The organism is Caballeronia sp. (assembly GCF_028292365.1).
In the GTDB taxonomy this organism is placed as follows: Bacteria; Pseudomonadota; Gammaproteobacteria; order Burkholderiales; family Burkholderiaceae; genus Caballeronia.
Genome location: NZ_JAQGMM010000228.1, coordinates 1 through 18969 on the forward strand (window position 1 = coordinate 1; position 18969 = coordinate 18969).

Sequence of the window (18969 nt, forward strand, 5' to 3'; positions counted from 1 at the left end):
GGCGTCGATTGCCAGATCGGCGCGGCGGCGACCGCGTTGGAAATAGCCAAAGCGACTTGCTCCGGCGTCGCCTCTATCACGGTACCGACCAAGTCGCGCAGATCGGCGGGATTACGAACGTCGCGTGCGACGCCTTCCACTACGTCAGCGGCTTCCAGCATCGGAGCCGCGCGCCACGGATGATTCGCGCTCGCGAGCAACGCCGATGACAACGACGCAAGCCGATGCTCATTCGACAGATCGAAGCCCATCGAATTGAGGCGCTCGCTGCCGTACAACTGACGCGGCAGCGAGATCTTTGCGTGAGGCAAACCGAGCGGCGTGAGCTTGGACGCTTCGTCGATAGGGTCCTGCACAAGCTCGCTGACCGGAATGGTTTTATCGGCGATCCGATTCACAAACGATGTATTCGCGCCGTTCTCGAGCAAGCGCCGTACGAGGTATGCGAGCAGCGTTTCGTGCGTGCCGACAGGCGCATACACGCGACACGGCCGGTTGAGCTTGTCGCGCCCGGTGACTTCTTCGTACAGCGGTTCGCCCATGCCGTGCAGGCATTGGAACTCGTACTGACCGGGGTAGTAATTCCCCCCGGCGAGATGATAGATAGCCGACAGCGTGAACGCGTTATGCGTGGCGAATTGCGGGTACACGGCATCGGGCGCGCCGAGCAGTTTCTTCGCGCAGGCGACGTAAGAGATATCTGTATAAATCTTGCGCGTATAGACCGGATAGCCTTCAAGACCATCGACTTGCGCGCGCTTGATTTCCGAATCCCAGTAAGCGCCCTTAACCAGCCGAACCATGATCCGATGCCGGCTGCGACGCGCCAGATCGATCAAATAATCGATAACAAACGGGCAGCGCTTTTGATACGCCTGCACCACGAAACCAATGCCGTTCCAACCGGCCAGGTCCGGATCAAAGCACAACGCTTCAAGCAGATCGAGCGAAATTTCCAGCCGGTCGGCTTCTTCCGCATCAATGTTCAAGCCAATGTCGTAACGCCGCGCGAGCAAGGCCAGCGCCTTCACGCGCGGCAATAGCTCGGTCATCGTGCGTTCCTGCTGCGAGCGCGAATAGCGTGGATGCAGGGCGGACAACTTGATGGAAATCCCCGGGCCTTCATAAATGCCGCGCGATCCGGCAGCTTTACCGATCGCGTGAATCGCCTGTTCATACGACGCGTAATAGCGAACCGCATCCTCTTCGGTCGTCGCGGCTTCGCCGAGCATGTCGTAGGAATAACGGAAACCGCGCGCTTCGAATTTGCGGCTGTTCGCCAGCGCTTCCGAAATCGTCTCACCTGTAACGAATTGCTCGCCCATCAACCGCATGGCCATATCGACGCCCTTGCGGATCAGCGGTTCACCGCCGCGCCCGATCAAACGCGTCAACGCCGACGACAAACCCGCTTCGCTATTCGTCGTCACCAGCTTGCCGGTGATCATCAAGCCCCACGTCGCCGCGTTCACAAACAGCGACGGCGCCTGACCCATGTGCGAGCGCCAGTCGCCCTTGCTGATCTTGTCGCGAATCAGCGCGTCGCGCGTGGCGCGATCGGGAATGCGCAGCAACGCTTCGGCGAGACACATCAGCGCGACGCCTTCCTGGCTGGACAGCGAAAACTCGTGGATCAGGCCTTCGACACCGCCGCCCGTTTGCTTCTTGCGCAGCGCTTCAACAAGCTTCGTCGCCATGGCATTCGTTTCGGCAGCGACATTAGCCGGCAACCGCGCCTGTCCGATCAAGAACGGCACGCATTCCGGCTCGGGGCGCCGGTACGCCGCCGTAATCGCAGCCCGCAACACGGATTGCGGTTGCACGTTCTGGGCGAAATCGAGGAAGGGATGCGGCGCGCCGTCCTCTTCGGAATCGGCGTGCGCGGAGGATTCGAGCGCGTCGGCCGAACCGATTGCACCGGACAGTTCAGGTGGCAACTGTCCATGTTCGATGCGCTCGAGATACGCGAAGATGGCTTGCTTGATGAGCCAGTGCGGGGTCCGCTCGAGCCGCGTAGCGGCATCTCTCAGGCGGGTGCGCAGCAGATCGTCGACCTTGACGCCCAGGGTGGTGCTCGCCATATATCCGTCCTTGCCGGAATCGGAACCGGCGATAGCTTGAAAAGTGGCCGAATCGTAACCCGCTCATAAAAAAGGTGCAACCAACATTTCGAGACGGGTTGCACCTTTCGAAAATCCTTTCAGAACAAGGGATTAGGGGTAATCGAGGATGGCCGTTTGGCTTGAGCGTGCTCTAGGATTCCGCGTTCGATAATTTTTTTTGGGTCACCCCTAATTAATCGCTGCCAGGTGCCGATAAGAACTGGTACGGCCATATGAGCGATGAAACTTTGCCGGCCACCTTACAATTCAGCCGCGCGGTTTCGGGGAGAAGAGGATATGAGCACCTGGACGATTTTTTGCAGTATCTGGGCGATGAGTGCGCTGTGCGTGGTGTTGTTCATCCGCGGCGCGCATCCGCACGTCGAGCGGCCAGAGGGTGATCGCGACAGCGGCAACGACATGACGGTTGGCGGCCTGACGGTTGCGCGCGTGCAAGGCGCGGACCGCGGCAACGGCTGAACGGCTGAACGGCAAGGGCCTGGATAAAACCGCGGCCCGAGCGACCTTAAATATCGAGTGGGTCGACCTCGACGTTCCATCGGATCACACCCTTCACCTTGAGACTGCGTAATGCCGGCTGCCAGGCCCGCAACGCATTCTGCAACACGGCCCGCGACGCACATTCCAGCAACAACTGCGCGCGGTGCACGTTAAAAACCTTCACGATAGTCAGCGGCACCGCGTCGTACACGGTCACGCGTTCCGCGCCGGCCAGCGCGGCGAACTCCGCTGCCGCAGCGCCTAGGAAGTCCAGCGCGGCCTCGAGCGTGCGTCCCTCGGCGCGAAGCATCGCCTGATAGACGAACGGCGGCAAATGCGCATCGCGGCGCTCGGCCAGCGTGGAATTGGCAAACCCGACGTAATCGTGCCGGGCCAGCGCGTGATAAAGCGCGTGCCGCGCGTAGCGCGTCTGGATCATCACTTCGCCCGGCAAGCCGGCACGCCCCGCCCGCCCGCTCACCTGCATCAACTGGGCGAAAAGCCGCTCGCTTGCCCGGAAATCGTGCGAGAAAAGCGCGGTATCGGCGTTGAGCACGCCGACCAGCGTCACGCGCTGGAAGTCGTGCCCCTTCGCGATCATCTGCGTGCCGACGAGGATATCGACCTCGCCCGCGTGGACATCGGAGAAAAGCGCTTGTGCGCTGCCCTTGCGCCGCGTGCTGTCGGCATCGATACGTAATACCCGTGCGCCCGGTACCGCCGTCGCGAGCGTTTCTTCCACGCGCTGCGTGCCGCGGCCCATCGGCGCAATATCCACGTTGCCGCAGTCCGGGCAGGATTTCGGAATCCGCGATTCCCAGCCGCAATGGTGGCAACGCAGCGCGCGCTCGGGCTTGTGAAGCACGACGTAGGCGCTGCATCGCGGGCAGCCGGCGACCCAGCCGCAGGCGTCACACGAAAGGATAGGCGCGTAGCCGCGCCGGTTGAGAAACACGAGGCTTTGCTCACCACGTTCCAGGCGCGTTTTCATCGCGGCAATGAGCGGCCCCGACAAGCCTTCTACAGACGCCCGTCCGCGCTGCCGCTCCTCTTCCAAATCGATCAACCGGACGCTTGGCAGAACCGCCGTTGCCACGGCTCGCCGCGTGAGCGTCAGCTTGGTGTATCGGCCTTGCTCGGCTTGCCACCAGCTTTCGAGCGATGGTGTCGCCGAGCCGAGCACCACCGGAATCTCCAGCTTGTTCGCTCGATAAACCGCGAGATCACGCGCCGAATAGCGCAAGCCTTCCTGCTGCTTGTAGGCGGGATCGTGTTCCTCATCGACCACAATCAACGCCAGCTTCGGCAACGACGCCAGGATCGCGAGCCGCGTTCCCAGCACGAGCCGCGCGCGGCCCGTGTGCGCCGCGAGCCAGTTCCGGGCGCGTTCGCCTTCGGCCAGCCCGCTATGCATCGTCACGATGGCGCCTTCCGGCAACGCGGCGAAACGCGTGCGGAAAGCAGCTTCGAATTGCGGCGTGAGATTGATTTCCGGGACGAGCACGAGCGCTTGCGCGTCGGGACGCGAACCGAGCAAATGGGCCAGTGCGTGGAGATAAACCTCGGTTTTGCCGCTGCCGGTCACGCCATGCAGCAGGAACGCGGCGAAACCTTTCGCGCCGGTGATGGCATCGACGGCATCGGATTGCTCCGCGGTCAATTGCGGCAAAAGCACGTCGGTTGCGTGCAGCGCAGCTTTTTCAACCGCGGGCGCGAGCGCGATCTCCTGCTCCGGCACATCACCGGTTTCCAACGATACCCATCCGCGCGTTTGCCATTCATCGAGCGTCACACGCGCTTTCGGATGCAGTGCGTGCGCCTCGGCGGCAGGTAACGTGGGATTGGCGGCGAGGGCATCGGCCAGACGGCGCAGCGCGGTGGCGCGTGGCGGCAACGCATCGGGCAAACTCGCGCGCCCTTCCGGCATCAGCCGATACCGCTCCTCGGGCGCGAGCAATTTCGTCCAGCGCGAGGCGTCGCGCAGAACTTGCGGCAACGCGGGCAGCGCCACTTCGCCCAGACCGCGCTGGTAATACTCGGCTGCGAACAACGTCAGTGCGCGCCATTCATCGGCGAGTGGCGCGAGCGTGCTGCAAATGGCGGCCACATCGCGCAGCTTGTCCACGGGTACGTCGCTATGATCCGTGACCTCACAAATCAGGCCGACTGCGTCGCGACGTCCGAAGGGAATCCGTACCAGCATGCCGGGTAGCGGAGTGGGGGCCAGATCATATCGATAGTCGAAAAGCGTCGCCAGAGGATGGTCTAGCGCGACCCGGACAAAGACGCTCAATTGACGCACCCGCCGCAAGCCGCGCTGGCGCAATCGTTCCACCTGAGCGTGGGGCTGTGCGGGGCGTAGTTAAAGTGAAACATCACAATCGACGCTAAGCTGTGGATTATTTTTGAGATTTCGAAGCTTTCCACAGGCCTGTGGATAACTTTGTTGAGAACTTTGATTGACAGGGACAAAAAGTGGCGATCTCGCTTGCTGTGTGCGGTAGCCCACATTTCGGGTTGGTCTCAAATTTCTCTTATTAATCATGTATTTGAAGACACAAAACATGCCTTCAGAATGGCCCTTAGGTCTGATTTGAAGATGGCGCGCCGCAACGTACAAAATGTGCATAAGTCAACTCTTGACATTGGCGGAACGGCCAACCTACGGGCATTTCGCGGCACTTTTGTCTAGCCGCCCAAACGTTTGACGTAAGCTTTTCTTGACGCATAGCAGCAATCTTTTTTGACCAAACGTCAGGTCTTTGCGCGAATGGCGCGGCTATGCCGATGCACTTCATCAACGAGTTCCGCCACGTTCTCCGGGCGCGTGAACTGCGAAATACCGTGGCCGAGGTTGAAAACATGGCCGGGGAAATTGCCGAAACTATCGAGAACGGCGCGCGCCTCGGTGCGAATCACGGCCGGCGACGCAAACAGCACCGATGGATCGATGTTGCCCTGGAGCGCCACCCGATCGCCCACTTTTTCGCGCGCCTGGCGCAGGTTCATGGTCCAGTCGAGACCGACCGCGTCCACGCCAACAGCCGCGATCTGTTCCAGCCACAAACCACCGCCCTTCGTGAACGTGATGACCGGCACTTTGACGCCCTCGTGCTCGCGCTTCAATCCTGCGACGACCTTCGCGATGTAGTCGAGCGAGAAGCGCTGATACGCGCCGTCGGCCAATGCGCCGCCCCAGGTATCGAAGATCATCACGGCTTGCGCGCCCGCTTCGATCTGCGCGTTCAGATAAGCGACGACCGCTTGCGCGTTGATATCGAGGATGCGATGCATCAGGTCCGGCCGCGTGTAGGCCATGGCCTTGACCGTATGGTGATCGGGCGATCCGCCGCCTTCGACCATGTAGCACGCGAGCGTCCACGGGCTGCCCGAGAAGCCGATCAGCGGCACTTTCTGGCGGCCTTGTGCGTCGGTGAGCGCGCGGCGGATTTGCGATACCGCGTCGGTCACGTAGCGCAACGTGGCGTCGATATCCGGCACGTGCAGTTTGGCCACGTCCTCTTCCGTGCGGACTGTGCGCTCGAACCGCGGGCCTTCGCCCTGGACGAAATTCAGGCCGAGGCCCATTGCGTCGGGGATGGTCAGGATGTCCGAGAACAGGATGGCGGCGTCGAGCGGGAAGCGTTCCAGCGGCTGGAGCGTGACTTCCGTTGCGTAATCGGGATTGGTCGCGAGACCCATGAAACTGCCGGCGCGCGAACGCGTGGCGTTGTACTCGGGCAGATAGCGCCCCGCCTGCCGCATCAGCCAGATCGGCGTGTAGTCGGTGGGCTGGCGCTGCAGCGCGCGCAGGAAGGTGTCGTTCAGGAGTGTGGAAGGCACGTGGCTTGGAGCGTAGGGCAAAAGGGCATTCTACCGGACGGGGGTTTGCGTTCGTACTCAGGGGTTGGGGATTTTGGGGTAGGTGCCAACGATGACTCCCTTCGATATCATCGGCGGCTGAAATAATCTTTCCGGGAGTGTCGATGAAAATTCTTGCCTCTGGTTGCGGCTTGCTTCGCGGTGTCTTTCGCACGAGTGTGTGTGCCCTGCTGCTCGGCTTCGCCATCGGCGCGCAGGCGCAGACCATGCAAGCCGGCAGCATCACCGCCGCTCCCAGCGCGAAGTTACCCGCCAGCGCGCCAACGTCTCCACCCGCCTCATCGAGACTCGATGAAATCCTCGCCCGCGGCACGCTGCGGATCTGCACAACGGGCGACTACAAACCGTACTCGTTCCTGAAACCGGACGGCCAGTTCGAAGGCATCGACATCGACGCCGCGCAAAACCTCGCCCAGTCGATGAACGTCAAGGCCGAGTTCATCAAGACGTCGTGGTCGAACCTGATGAACGATTTCGTCGCGAAGTGCGACATTGCGGTCGGCGGGGTTTCAACCTCGCTCGAACGCCAGAAACGCGCGTTCTTCACCCAGCCCTACATGGTCGATGGCAAGACACCGATCGTCCGCTGCGCCGACGTCGATAAATACCAGACCGTCGCGCAAATCGATCAACCGGGTGTACGCACCATCGTCAATCCGGGCGGTACGAACGAGAAATTCGCGAAGCAGTTCTTCACGCATTCGCAACTGATCGAGTACCCCGACAACGTGACGATCTTCAAGCAAATCCTCGACGGCCAAGCCGATGTGATGGTCACCGACGCCTCCGAAACCCTGCTCCAGCAAAAGCTGAATCCGGGACTGTGCTCGGTTCATCCGGACAAACCGTTCCAGTTCGGCGAAAAAGCGTATCTGCTGCCGCGCGGCGACGTGGTGTTCCAGCAATACGTCGATCAATGGCTGCACCTGTCACGCTCGACGGGCGAATTTCAGGCCGTACTCGATAAATGGCTGAAATAAGGGCGAACACGGCCGGAGCGAGGCCGTCTTTGCACGATCGCTAACGCGCCCGTTACATGCAGCGGATTGATAACTATACGTAAACATTACGTAAGCTAATGTCGCTCGGCATCGAAAAGTCAACGCACTGCATGTAACAGTTCACCGAAGCGTTCCGACGTTTTTTTCATCCAGGCCGCCGCCGCTTTCGAGTGCGCCTGAATCCTGCCGAAGCCGTGCGTCATGTCATGCGCGTTTATGACCTCGGCGCGTCCGCCATTCGCTTCCAGAAAACGCGCCATTTCGTGAGCGTCGTCGTAGAGCGGATCGTACGCAGCGGCGACGATCAACGCCTGCGCCGGCGTCCGATCGTAGGATTGCGCGAGCGGGAAAGCGCGCACGTCGTCATCGGCAGGCGGTTCGGCCGTCAGGAATTGGGCCCAGTAAAAACGCATTTCTTCGGTGGTCAGGCCCGGCCCCTCCGCATTAGCGGTAAAGCTGCCGCCCTCGAAGCGGCAGCGCGCCACGGGATAGACCAACAACTGCGCCGTGACCAGACCGGCCACGCGATCGTTCGCAGCCCGCGCAGCCACGGCTGCAAGGTGGCCGCCCGCGCTGTCGCCTGCGACGCCCAGCCGGTTGGTCGCGAAGCCAAGGCGCGAACGATGTTCGGCGAGCCACAGCAGTGCATCGAGCGCATCGTCAACAGGCGCGGGGAAGGGATGCTCGGGCGCCATCCGGTAATCCACGCTCACGACAGCGCAATGCGCGTCCAGGGCGAATCGTGCGACCATCAGGTCGTGTGTGTCCAGGTCCCCGACCACCCAGCCGCCGCCATGAAAATAGACCACGAGAGGCAACGGCTTCCTGGCCCCTGCCGGACGATAAACCCGCGCCCGCAACGTGCGTCCTTCGAGCGGCAAGATCGTGTCCTCAACATCCACTCCCGCCGGCCGGGGCGCGGCGAACTCACGCGCAACATTTTGAAACTGCTGCCGCATGGCCAACGGATCGGCATCGGGCGGTAGATTGGGGAACGCTGCGGCAACCTTGGCGTAATAGGCGAGAAGGTCTGCGTCGATGGTCATGCGGTTGTCTCCAGTGCAGTTTGCCGGCCAGTTGGGTCGACGGCTTTTGATTGTCCTTAAAATCTACAACTCGTGCTTGGCAGCGCAAGCATTCCTAAAACGCGCCGGAATATCGACTTGTAAATCACCATAATCGACAAAATCTGGACAGAATAATCGCCGAGCCTTGTGCGCCAAGGGTTACAACCTGAAACACTTTGTTACGGTGATGCCCGGATTATTCGCCCACAATCACTTCAACGGTCTCAACACGGATGTGATCGAGTGCAACGTTGGTGAACTACAACGTTGAGTTCCATTCGACGGTCGGCTTAGTGCCGAATCCCAGCTTCAGGGACATGTTTGTTGGGGTCGTTGGCCGCTGAAATCATATCGGCCCGTCCCACCCTTGGTCTCCTCGCGCTAACCCCGTAGCGTGTGGTTTTTAGCGGGCTCCAGGCCCGCTTTTTTTTCGTCTATACAAACGTTTGCGTAAAAACTTAAATGGTTGCCGTGATTATCCCCGGCAGCCATTTTTAGTTGTAGATCTCAGCAATTGTGTGGCACTTAGGCTGTTTTAGCCTCCGATAGCTTCAGCTCCTCGATCATCTTCGCTCGCATGATGAACTTCTGGACCTTGCCGGTGACCGTCATCGGCAACTCGTCGACAAAGCGGATATGCCGTGGAATCTTGTAGTGCGCTATCTGCCCTTGGCAGAATTCGCGAATGTCTCCCGACGTTGCGAGCTCACCTTGGCGAAGAACAATCCACGCGCATACTTCCTCGCCGTATTTAGTATCGGGAACACCGAATACCTGGACCGATTGAATCTTCGGATGCCGGAACAGGAACTCCTCGATCTCACGCGGATAAATGTTTTCACCGCCGCGAATCAGCATATCTTTTAATCGTCCGACGATATTGCAATATCCTTCAGCGTCGAGGGTGGCCAGATCGCCGGTATGCATCCAGCCGTCAATAATCGATTCGCGCGTTTTTTCTTCGTCGCCCCAATATCCTTTCATGACCGAATATCCGCGCGTGCATAGCTCGCCTGTTTCGCCAACCGGAACAATTTTGCCGAGTGGGTCGACCAGCTTCACCTCTAGATGCGGCTGGATCTGACCGACCGTCGTGGTACGTTTGTCGAGGGGATCGGTGGTGGAGCTTTGAAACGACACGGGACTCGTTTCGGTCATTCCGTATGCGATCGTGATTTCGCCCAGGTGCATCTGCGAGACCACCTTCTTCATGGTTTCGATGGGGCACGGCGAACCCGCCATGATCCCGGTGCGCAGCCGGCTCAGGTCGTATTTATCGAAGTTCGGAAGATCGAGTTCCGCGATGAACATCGTCGGGACGCCGTGCAATGCGGTGCAGCGCTCTTCATCGACTGCGGCGAGCGTCGCGGCGGGATCGAAGGCTTCGCCTGGGAACACCATGGTCGCGCCCACTGACACGCACGCGAGCACCGCCAGCACCATGCCGAAGCAGTGATACAGCGGCACAGGAATGCACAACGAATCATGTTCGGTGAGCAACATCGAGTGCGCGATGAAACGGCCGTTGTTCACCACGTTGTGGTGGCTCAGCGTGGCGCCCTTGGGGTTGCCGGTAGTGCCGCTCGTGAACTGGATGTTGATGGGACCGTGATCCGTGAGCGTCGATTCCAGCGCGTCGAGTTGTGCTGTATTGAGCCCATCACGGCCGCGCAACATGACATCGGGGAAACGCAACATGCCGGGCGTCGCGCCCTCGCCCATTCGGATCACGGCTTTTAAATCGCGAAAACGCGCTGCGTTGAGTGCGCCAGGTTCGGCCGTGGCAAGTTCCGGCACGAGCGTTTGCAGCATCTCCAGATACTTCGAAGTCTTGAACTGTTCCGCTGCGATCAGCGCCTTGCAGCCGACCTTGTTCAACGCGTACTCGAGCTCTGCGAGCCGATACGCCGGATTGATGTTCACCAGGATCGCGCCAATCCGCGCGGTGGCGAATTGCGTCAGGAGCCATTCGGCGCGATTCGGCGACCAGATGCCTACGCGGTCACCCGCTTCGACGCCAAGCTTGAGCAAACCCGACGCGAGGACATCGACTTCATCGGCGAATTCTCGCCAGGTCCAACGGATGTTTTGTTCGCGGAAGATCACCGCAGGACGGTCCGGGTATTTCGCGGCCGTATCGCGGAGAAAGCGGGAAACGGTGGCGTCGCTCAGCGGCATATCCGTCGAGCCGCGAACGTACGACAAACCGTCGCGTGGTTCGATCTGCGGCCCGGTATGGATCGGTTGGGTAGGCATATCGAAGGTCTCCTCGGAAGATGGCGCTATAAGACTATAAGACGAAGACGAAGCGCCATGAAAGCGATTCGGAAGCCTAATTGTGCATCGCGAGGGAGCGCCAGGGCATTGAGTGTTACCCGCAAGTTACCCGCAAAACCGCCCGGATCAACGCATGTTCGTTGTGCAGTTTTGCGCGAAGCGCCTGGGTCCTGGGCCCATGCGTTGATGGTTTAAACGCGCATAAAAAAAGCAGCCCGAAGGCTGCTTTTTCATCTCGCCAGACTCGCGAAATGCTTAGTGATTACCGCGCAGTTTCCGCAGCCGCTGAATCGCCGCGATCTGAGCCGTCGCGTACGCCAACTCCGCTTGCGCGGTGGCGTACTCGAGGTTCGAACCCGTGTTCTGCAACGCTTCTTCAGCGCGCTTCTTCGCTTCCAGCGCCTTCGCTTCATCGAGATCCTGACCACGGATCGCGGTATCGGCAAGAACCGTCACCACACCCGGTTGAATCTCGAGAATCCCGCCTGCAACGAACACAAACTCTTCGTCGCCGTTCTCCGCTTCGATACGCACCGCACCCGGACGAATCCGCGTGATGAGCGGCGTGTGGCCCGGCAAAATGCCGAGTTCACCCGCTTCGCCCGGCAGTGCGACGAACTTCGCCCGGCCCGAGAAGATCTGCTCTTCCGCGCTGACGACGTCTACTTGAATAGTTGCCATATCGACTCCTGGTTGAGCGTATCAAGAGGCACGAATCTCCTTTCGAAAACCCGCGCCCGCCCGACCTTTACTGGATCTTCTTGGCCTTTTCGAAGGCTTCGTCGATCGTGCCGACCATGTAGAACGCCTGCTCCGGCAGATGATCACATTCACCTTCCACGATCATCTTGAAGCCGCGGATGGTTTCCTTCAGCGGCACGTACTTGCCCGGCGAGCCCGTGAAGACTTCCGCGACGTGGAACGGCTGCGACAGGAAACGCTGGATCTTACGAGCGCGCGCAACCGCGAGCTTATCTTCCGGCGCGAGTTCGTCCATGCCCAGAATCGCGATAATGTCGCGCAATTCCTTGTAGCGCTGCAGCGTTTGCTGCACGCCACGCGTGATCGCGTAGTGCTCTTCGCCAATCACGTTCGGGTCGATCTGACGCGAGGTCGAATCGAGCGGATCCACAGCCGGATAAATACCCAGCGAAGCAATATCACGCGACAACACAACCGTTGCGTCCAAGTGACCAAACGTGGTCGCCGGCGACGGGTCGGTCAAGTCATCCGCAGGAACGTACACGGCTTGCACCGAGGTGATCGAGCCGGTTTTCGTCGACGTGATCCGTTCTTGCAGACGGCCCATTTCTTCAGCCAGCGTAGGCTGATAGCCCACTGCCGACGGCATACGTCCCAGCAGAGCCGACACTTCCGTACCGGCCAGCGTGAAACGGTAGATGTTGTCCACGAAGAACAGCACGTCCAGCCCTTCGTCACGGAAATGCTCGGCCATCGTCAGGCCGGTCAGCGCCACGCGCAGACGGTTGCCCGGCGGCTCGTTCATCTGGCCGTACACCAGCGCGACCTTGTCCAGAACGTTCGAATCCTTCATTTCATGATAGAAGTCGTTCCCTTCGCGGGTACGCTCGCCAACACCGGCGAACACGGAATAACCACCGTGCTCTTTAGCGATGTTGTTGATCAGTTCCATCATGTTCACGGTCTTGCCCACACCGGCGCCACCGAACAATCCAACCTTACCGCCCTTCGCAAACGGGCAGATCAAGTCAATCACCTTGATGCCGGTTTCGAGCAGTTCAGTAGACGGCGACAGATCTTCGAACTTCGGCGCCTTCTGGTGAATCCCGCGCGTGACGTCCGAGTTGATCGGGCCGGCTTCGTCGATAGGACGACCCAGCACGTCCATGATCCGGCCGAGCGTCGGCTTGCCGACTGGCACGCTGATCGGCTTGCCGGTGTTTTTCACGACCGTACCGCGACGCAATCCGTCCGATGCACCCAGACAAATGGTACGGACAACGCCGTCGCCCAGCTGTTGCTGAACTTCGAGCGTCAGTTCCGACCCTTCCAAAACGAGCGCGTCGTAAATTTTCGGCATGTCGGAACGCGGGAATTCCACGTCGATAACCGCGCCGATGCACTGTACGATCTTGCCTTCTACCAAAGCAGTAGTACTCATCGCATTTCCTTTAGATACTTGAATTCTTCACTCGCGCGACAGGCGCAGTTCGATTCGACACCCGCGATCAACCGACCGCTGCAGCGCCACCGACGATTTCTGACAATTCCTTCGTAATCGATGCTTGCCGGCTCTTGTTGTACACGAGCTGCAATTCGCCGATCACGGTCTTCGCGTTATCGGACGCGGCCTTCATGGCGACCATGCGAGCCGATTGCTCCGATGCCATGTTTTCCGCCACTGCCTGATACACGAGCGCTTCGACATAACGCACGAGCAGTTCATCGACCACGGTCTGCGCATCCGGTTCGTAGATGTAATCCCACGATGTCTTCGGCGTGACCAGTTCGCTGTTTTTATCCAGGCCGTCCTTGCGCGCAAAATCGCTGGCCGACAACGGCAGCAATTGTTCGATCACGGCTTCCTGCTTCATCGTGTTGACGAAGCGCGTGAACGCCAGATACACCGCGCTGATCTTGCCTTCTGAATACAGGTCGAGCTGAACCTTGATCGCGCCGATCAGTTTTTCCAGATGCGGCGTGTCGCCCAGATGCGTGACTTGCGACACGGTCTTGGCCTTCAACCGGTTCAGGAAGCCCAGACCCTTGCTGCCGATCGCCGATGCTTCGATCGTCTGACCTTTCTGCTCCAGCTCCTTGAACTTCAGGAGCGCAGCGCGCAGCACGTTCGTGTTCATGCCGCCGCACAGACCTTTATCGGTCGTGACGAGGATCATGCCGGCCGCTTTCGCGCCCTTATTCTCAACCATGAACGGATGGCGATACTCAGGCGTGGCAGCGCTCATGTGAGCCGCGACGTCGCGGATCTTGTCGGCATACGGGCGAGCAGCGCGCATGCGCTCCTGCGCGCGGCGCATTTTCGACGCAGCCACCATTTCCATCGCCTTGGTGATCTTGCGCGTGTTTTGGACGCTCTTGATCTTGCCGCGGATTTCCTTCATTCCAGCCATTGCTTACTCCATGATCGAAGTGGCGCGGGATACTTCGTTGCTTCTGAAAGCGGCCCGCGCCGCTTCAAAGTTCGACCAATACGAGGATCAGTAAGCGCCCGACTTCTTGAAGTCCTTCAGCGCGGCATGCAATGCGCCTTCGTCGTCCTTCGACAAGTCTTTGTTCTGTTCGATGCGATTGATCAAGTCCGTGTGCTTCGTCTTCAAGTAGTCGCGAAGACCCTTTTCGAACGGCAGCACCTGAGCGACTTCGAGATCGTCGAGGTAACCGTTGTTCGCGGCAAACAGCGCGATCGCCAGTTCCCAAACCTGCAGCGGCTGGTATTGCGGCTGCTTCAGCAATTCCGTCACGCGGCGGCCGCGTTCCAGCTGCTTACGCGTCGCTTCGTCCAGGTCCGATGCGAACTGCGAGAACGCGGCCAATTCACGATACTGCGCCAAGTCGGTACGAATACCGCCGGACAGCTTCTTGATGACCTTGGTCTGCGCTGCACCGCCGACTCGCGACACGGACACGCCTGCGTTAATAGCAGGACGAATACCGGCGTTGAACAAGTCGGTTTCCAGGAAGATCTGGCCGTCGGTAATCGAGATCACGTTCGTCGGAACGAATGCGGTCACGTCGCCGGCTTGCGTTTCAATGACCGGCAATGCCGTCAGCGAACCGCTCTTGCCCTTTACTTCGCCCTTCGTGAACTTCTCAACGTAGTCTTCCGACACGCGAGCAGCACGTTCGAGCAAACGCGAGTGCAGATAGAACACGTCGCCCGGATACGCTTCACGACCCGGCGGACGGCGCAGCAGCAGCGAAATCTGACGATACGCCCAAGCTTGCTTGGTCAAATCGTCATACACGATTAGCGCGTCTTGACCGCGATCGCGGAAGTATTCGCCCATCGTGCAACCGGCGTACGGTGCGAGGTATTGCATCGCAGCCGATTCCGAAGCCGAAGCAGCAACCACGACCGTATATTCCATCGCGCCGCTTTCTTCAAGCTTGCGCACCACGTTCATGATCGACGAAGCTTTCTGGCCGATTGCAACGTAGATACAGAAGAGGTTCTTGCCCTTCTGGTTGATGATCGCGTCAATGGCCACAGCCGTCTTGCCGCACTGGCGGTCGCCAATGATCAGCTCGCGCTGGCCACGGCCAACCGGCACCATTGCGTCGATGGACTTCAGACCCGTTTGAACCGGCTCCGACACGCCCTTACGCCAGATCACGCCCGGTGCAATTTTTTCGACTGCGTCGGTCAGCTTTGCGTTGACCGGACCCTTACCGTCGATAGGCACGCCCAGTGCGTCGACCACGCGGCCGAGCAGTTCCGGGCCTACCGGCACTTCAAGAATGCGGCCCGTCGTCTTGACGATGTCGCCTTCCGAAATGTGTTCGTATTCGCCCAAAATCACGGCGCCAACCGAATCGCGCTCGAGGTTCAGCGCGAGGCCGAAGGTGTTGCCCGGGAATTCGAGCATTTCGCCCTGCATCACGTCCGACAAACCGTGAATACGCACGATACCGTCGGTCACGGAAATCACAGTGCCTTGGTTGCGAACATCTGCGCTCGCTTCCAGACCCTGGATCCGGCTCTTGATCAGCTCGCTGATCTCAGAGGGATTGAGTTGCATTAGTCACTCCTGATAGTCAATTCTTTACGTGCGCCGGCGCAAAAGCGCGTCAGGCGGACAGAGCCGTCTGCATGCTGGCAAGGCGCGCGCGGACCGAGGTATCGAGTACTTCGTCGCCTACCGTCACGCGAACACCGCCAATCAGCGACTTATCGACTTCAACAGTAGGTTTCAGCTTGCAATGAAACTTGCGTTCGAGATTCGCGACAAGGTCGGTCAACTGTGCGCCTTCCAGCGGAAACGCGCTGACAATCAGCGCATCGGCCGCACCTTCGCGGGAATTCTTCAGCTCGTCGAACTGCACGGCAATTTCCGGCATCAGCGTCAGCCGGTGGTTGTCCACCAGCATCCGCACCAGGTTCCTGGCCTCGGGCTGTTGCGCGAGCGGCGATTTCACCGCCGACAACAACAGCTCGCTGACCTGATCGCGGCTCACTTTCGGGCTCGTCGCGATGGACAGCACTTCAGGCAGACGCGCAACCTGAGCCAGCTCCTCGACGAAGTCAGACCAGGCGGCGAGCTCACCCGCTTCGGCCACGCGGAATACGGCTTCTGCGTACGGTCGTGCGATGGTTGCAAGTTCGGCCATGATCAGAGCTCGGCTTTGAGTTGATTCAACATCTCGGCGTGAGCCGATTGATCGACTTCACGCTTCAGGATCTGCTCGGCGCCCTTCACGGCCAATGCCGCGACTTCGCCGCGCAATGCTTCGCGCGCTTTGACGACTTGCTGTTCTGCGTCGGCCTTCGCTTGCGCAATGATGCGCGCGGCTTCAGCCTGGGCGTTAGCCTTGATTTCGTCGGCGACTGTGACTGCGCGCTTTTCAGCATCCGCAATGCGCTGCTGACCGTCGTTGCGGGCTTGCGCGAGTTCCTGGTCGACGCGCTTATGTGCGGCTTCGAGTTCGGCCTTGCCCTTTTCGGCGGCTGACAAGCCGTCGGCGATCTTCTTCGAGCGCTCATCCAGGGCGTTGATCAACGGCGGCCACACGAACTTCATCGTGAACCACGCGAGGATCAGAAACACGACCATTTGCGCAAACAGGGTTGCGTTGAGATTCACGGTGTTTCCTTAAACGTTGCTAATCCGGAGAGTGAAACGGCAAGGCGCCTGATCGAGGGTTGCATCGATTAAGCGCCGTTGCACGTTCCGTCCTGCGCCCGTAGCTCGAAAGCTCGTGCGCACACTTCCGAGGAACCTCAGCCTGCGACGAGCTTCGACAGCAGCGGGTTCGCGAACGCAAACAGCATTGCCACACCAACGCCAATCAGGAACGCCGCGTCGATCAGACCAGCCAAGAGGAACATCTTGGTTTGCAGCGGGTTCATCAGTTCCGGCTGGCGAGCGCACGCTTCAATGTACTTGCCGCCCATCAGGCCGATACCGATACAGGCGCCGATTGCACCCAGGCCGATGATGATGCCGATACCGATGGCGGTCAGACCCTGGATGTTGGCGATGAAAGCGTTCATGACTACTCCTATGTGAAAAGACTTTGGAACTAGATTATTAAAAATTGAAACTCGATACGATTCTGCTGATTTTTGGTTCGCCGCCGCGGTGTTCTGCAGCGTTTTACCGAACTACTGTGAGCCTTCCCTGCTGCCTGATTGCCTTACTGAGTGCTTAGTGCGTGTCATGCGCCTGGCCGAGATACACCAGCGTGAGCATCATGAAAATAAACGCCTGCAGCAGCACGATCAGAATGTGGAAGATCGCCCAAACCGTCCCTGCAACTACGTGACCCAGGAAACCGAGCACAGAGGCGTCCGCGCCGAAGTGCCACATGCTGCCGAGCAGCGCGATCAGCAGGAACAGCAGTTCGCCTGCGTACATGTTGCCGAATAGCCGCATGCCGAGGGAAACCGTCTTGGCGACGAACTCGATGATGTTGAGTGCAAGGTTCGGGATCCACAGCAGCGGATGCGCGCCGAACGGAGCGGACAGCAATTCGTGCACGAAACCGCCAGCGCCCTTGATCTTGAAGTTGTAGTAAATCATCAGCACGAACACGCCGATCGCGATGCCGAGCGTGCCGTTCAGGTCAGCGGTGGGGACGATGCGCATATGCGGGAACGTCTCCTGCAAACCGAGCCAGCCGATCACGCGCGTGGGCAAGTCTACCGGGATGAAGTCGAGCGAATTCATGAGCGCGACCCATACGAACACCGTAAGGGCGAGCGGGGCGATGAAACGGCGGCTGCCGTGGACCATCGACTTCGACTGGTCTTCCACCATCTCGACCAGCATTTCGATCGCGCACTGGAAGCGACCCGGCACGCCGGATGTCGCCTTACGCGCGGCCAGACCAAGAATGATGATCGTGACAACGCCGCAAAGAATCGACCAGAACAACGTGTCGAGATTCCAGACATGGATGTCGAAAATCGACGTCTGTTGCGAAGTGGAAAGATTCTGCAAGTGGTGCGCGATGTACTCCGACGGATCCATCGCGTGCGTTCCTTCGCTAGCTGCCATAACTTTAAAGCCACCCAAATTGTCGAAAATCTTCCGCCGCCCACGTGATCCTCGAGCCGCCACATTGTTGACGGTTCGCAGGGCGCAGGCCCGCGTGCAGGAGAGTTACTCCGCACGTATTAATTTGCTCTGATACCGTTGGTACGTCACTTACCTGGCACGTCAAGTCTGCGCGAATCGCGTTTGCCGTGCGCCTTTCGTGCGCCTTATTTCCAGGCCATCGCGATCCAGTACGTCTTCAACGCGATGAGGTAAGTCACCAGCAACGGCACCCACAGCACACCTTTGAAACCGTACGCGATCGCCGCAAACATGGCGATGGTCGCGCCCATCTTGATTGCTTCGCCGATCACCCAGCTCGCGACGGTTTCAGCGCCGCTCTTCGCTTTCAGACGTGCTGCGAACAATCCGCTTGGTACCCAGCAAATCGCTCCCCCGAGGAACGCCGACAGCGCTACGGCGCCCGGCGCAGCGGCACCCGGTGGACTGTAGAACAGCCACCATGCCAACGTCGCACACAGGGACAAAACCATTTGCGCCGCCACGACCTTGAACGGCGTGACACGCGATGGACGACTCACTCCGGGACCAAACAGCGTCTCCGCCTCTGCCCGCGTAAGCGGAACAGTTTTGTTATCTTGCGCTTCGGCGTCCCACGAATCGTCAAACAGATGATCCGGCGCATGACCCGACTGACCAGAAGAAATGGAGTTAGGCGTTGAACCAGACGTTTTGCGTCCGGTCAAATTCGCGGCAGGGCGTGAATCGCGCCCATCTTGCCCGCCTTCCGGCGCTCGATCCTGCTCTCGCACCGCCATCACACATCTCACTAAAAGTCAGTTACAGCCAGCGCATTTACCGTCCGTTCATGGCTGCATTCAACCACATACTTACGTTGCGCTTTCGGAGTCGCCAAGCT

At 59.5% G+C, this 18969-nt stretch carries 16 protein-coding genes; 2 read left to right on the forward strand and 14 right to left on the reverse strand.

What is annotated here, in order from left to right; all coding sequences use genetic code 11:
- The coding region (putA, locus tag JWR14_RS13945; protein ID WP_299707566.1) for a bifunctional proline dehydrogenase/L-glutamate gamma-semialdehyde dehydrogenase PutA at positions 1-2081 on the reverse strand (2081 nt) is incomplete at its 3' end.
- 318 nt (positions 2082-2399) lie between these two features.
- Between putA and JWR14_RS13950 the strand changes: the two genes are divergently transcribed.
- Positions 2400-2582, forward strand: a complete 183-nt coding sequence (locus JWR14_RS13950; RefSeq protein WP_299707570.1) for a hypothetical protein — start codon at positions 2400-2402, stop codon at positions 2580-2582.
- Positions 2583-2628: 46 nt separating this feature from the next.
- Here the strand turns inward: JWR14_RS13950 and JWR14_RS13955 are convergent, their stop codons facing one another.
- On the reverse strand, positions 2629-4896 hold the full coding sequence (locus tag JWR14_RS13955) for a primosomal protein N' (RefSeq protein ID WP_299707573.1): 2268 nt from the start codon (positions 4894-4896) through the stop codon (positions 2629-2631).
- A gap of 461 nt (positions 4897-5357) precedes the next feature.
- Positions 5358-6446, reverse strand: a complete 1089-nt coding sequence (hemE, locus tag JWR14_RS13960; protein WP_299707576.1) for a uroporphyrinogen decarboxylase — start codon at positions 6444-6446, stop codon at positions 5358-5360.
- A gap of 245 nt (positions 6447-6691) precedes the next feature.
- Here hemE and JWR14_RS13965 point away from each other — a divergent pair, with 245 nt between their 5' ends.
- On the forward strand, positions 6692-7465 hold the full coding sequence (locus JWR14_RS13965; RefSeq protein WP_299707626.1) for a transporter substrate-binding domain-containing protein: 774 nt from the start codon (positions 6692-6694) through the stop codon (positions 7463-7465).
- A gap of 119 nt (positions 7466-7584) precedes the next feature.
- Here JWR14_RS13965 and JWR14_RS13970 read toward each other — a convergent pair whose 3' ends face one another.
- The 11 genes from JWR14_RS13970 to JWR14_RS14020 all read right to left on the reverse strand — a co-directional run bounded on the left by JWR14_RS13970 (position 7585) and on the right by JWR14_RS14020 (position 18868).
- Positions 7585-8532, reverse strand: a complete 948-nt coding sequence (locus JWR14_RS13970; protein WP_299707579.1) for an alpha/beta hydrolase — start codon at positions 8530-8532, stop codon at positions 7585-7587.
- Between the two features lie 546 nt (positions 8533-9078).
- Positions 9079-10809 carry an AMP-binding protein gene (locus JWR14_RS13975; protein ID WP_299707584.1) on the reverse strand — a complete coding sequence of 577 codons (1731 nt, stop codon included), beginning with the start codon at positions 10807-10809 and terminating at the stop codon, positions 9079-9081.
- 276 nt (positions 10810-11085) lie between these two features.
- A complete protein-coding gene (locus tag JWR14_RS13980; protein WP_031364241.1) occupies positions 11086-11511 on the reverse strand; it encodes a F0F1 ATP synthase subunit epsilon in 426 nt (141 codons plus the stop codon).
- Positions 11512-11578: 67 nt separating this feature from the next.
- On the reverse strand, positions 11579-12973 hold the full coding sequence (gene atpD / locus JWR14_RS13985) for a F0F1 ATP synthase subunit beta (protein ID WP_031364240.1): 1395 nt from the start codon (positions 12971-12973) through the stop codon (positions 11579-11581).
- A 67-nt stretch (positions 12974-13040) separates the two neighbouring features.
- Entirely contained in the window at positions 13041-13943 is a 903-nt protein-coding gene (gene atpG, locus JWR14_RS13990) for a F0F1 ATP synthase subunit gamma (RefSeq protein WP_299707590.1), read from the reverse strand.
- Between the two features lie 87 nt (positions 13944-14030).
- Positions 14031-15572 (reverse strand): F0F1 ATP synthase subunit alpha, encoded by a 1542-nt coding sequence (atpA, locus tag JWR14_RS13995; protein ID WP_299707593.1) that lies wholly within the window; start codon positions 15570-15572, stop codon positions 14031-14033.
- A 49-nt stretch (positions 15573-15621) separates the two neighbouring features.
- A complete protein-coding gene (locus JWR14_RS14000) occupies positions 15622-16161 on the reverse strand; it encodes a F0F1 ATP synthase subunit delta (RefSeq protein ID WP_299707595.1) in 540 nt (179 codons plus the stop codon).
- 2 nt (positions 16162-16163) lie between these two features.
- Positions 16164-16634 carry a F0F1 ATP synthase subunit B gene (locus JWR14_RS14005; protein WP_299707598.1) on the reverse strand — a complete coding sequence of 157 codons (471 nt, stop codon included), beginning with the start codon at positions 16632-16634 and terminating at the stop codon, positions 16164-16166.
- A gap of 137 nt (positions 16635-16771) precedes the next feature.
- Positions 16772-17044 carry a F0F1 ATP synthase subunit C gene (gene atpE / locus JWR14_RS14010; protein WP_031364235.1) on the reverse strand — a complete coding sequence of 91 codons (273 nt, stop codon included), beginning with the start codon at positions 17042-17044 and terminating at the stop codon, positions 16772-16774.
- A 154-nt stretch (positions 17045-17198) separates the two neighbouring features.
- The gene (gene atpB / locus JWR14_RS14015) at positions 17199-18050 is read right to left on the reverse strand and encodes a F0F1 ATP synthase subunit A (protein WP_299707602.1); all 852 of its coding nucleotides are present in this window, start codon (positions 18048-18050) and stop codon (positions 17199-17201) included.
- Positions 18051-18256: 206 nt separating this feature from the next.
- Positions 18257-18868: an ATP synthase subunit I gene (locus JWR14_RS14020; RefSeq protein ID WP_299707605.1), complete on the reverse strand. Its 612-nt coding sequence runs from the start codon at positions 18866-18868 to the stop codon at positions 18257-18259.
- Positions 18869-18969: the final 101 nt, after the last annotated feature.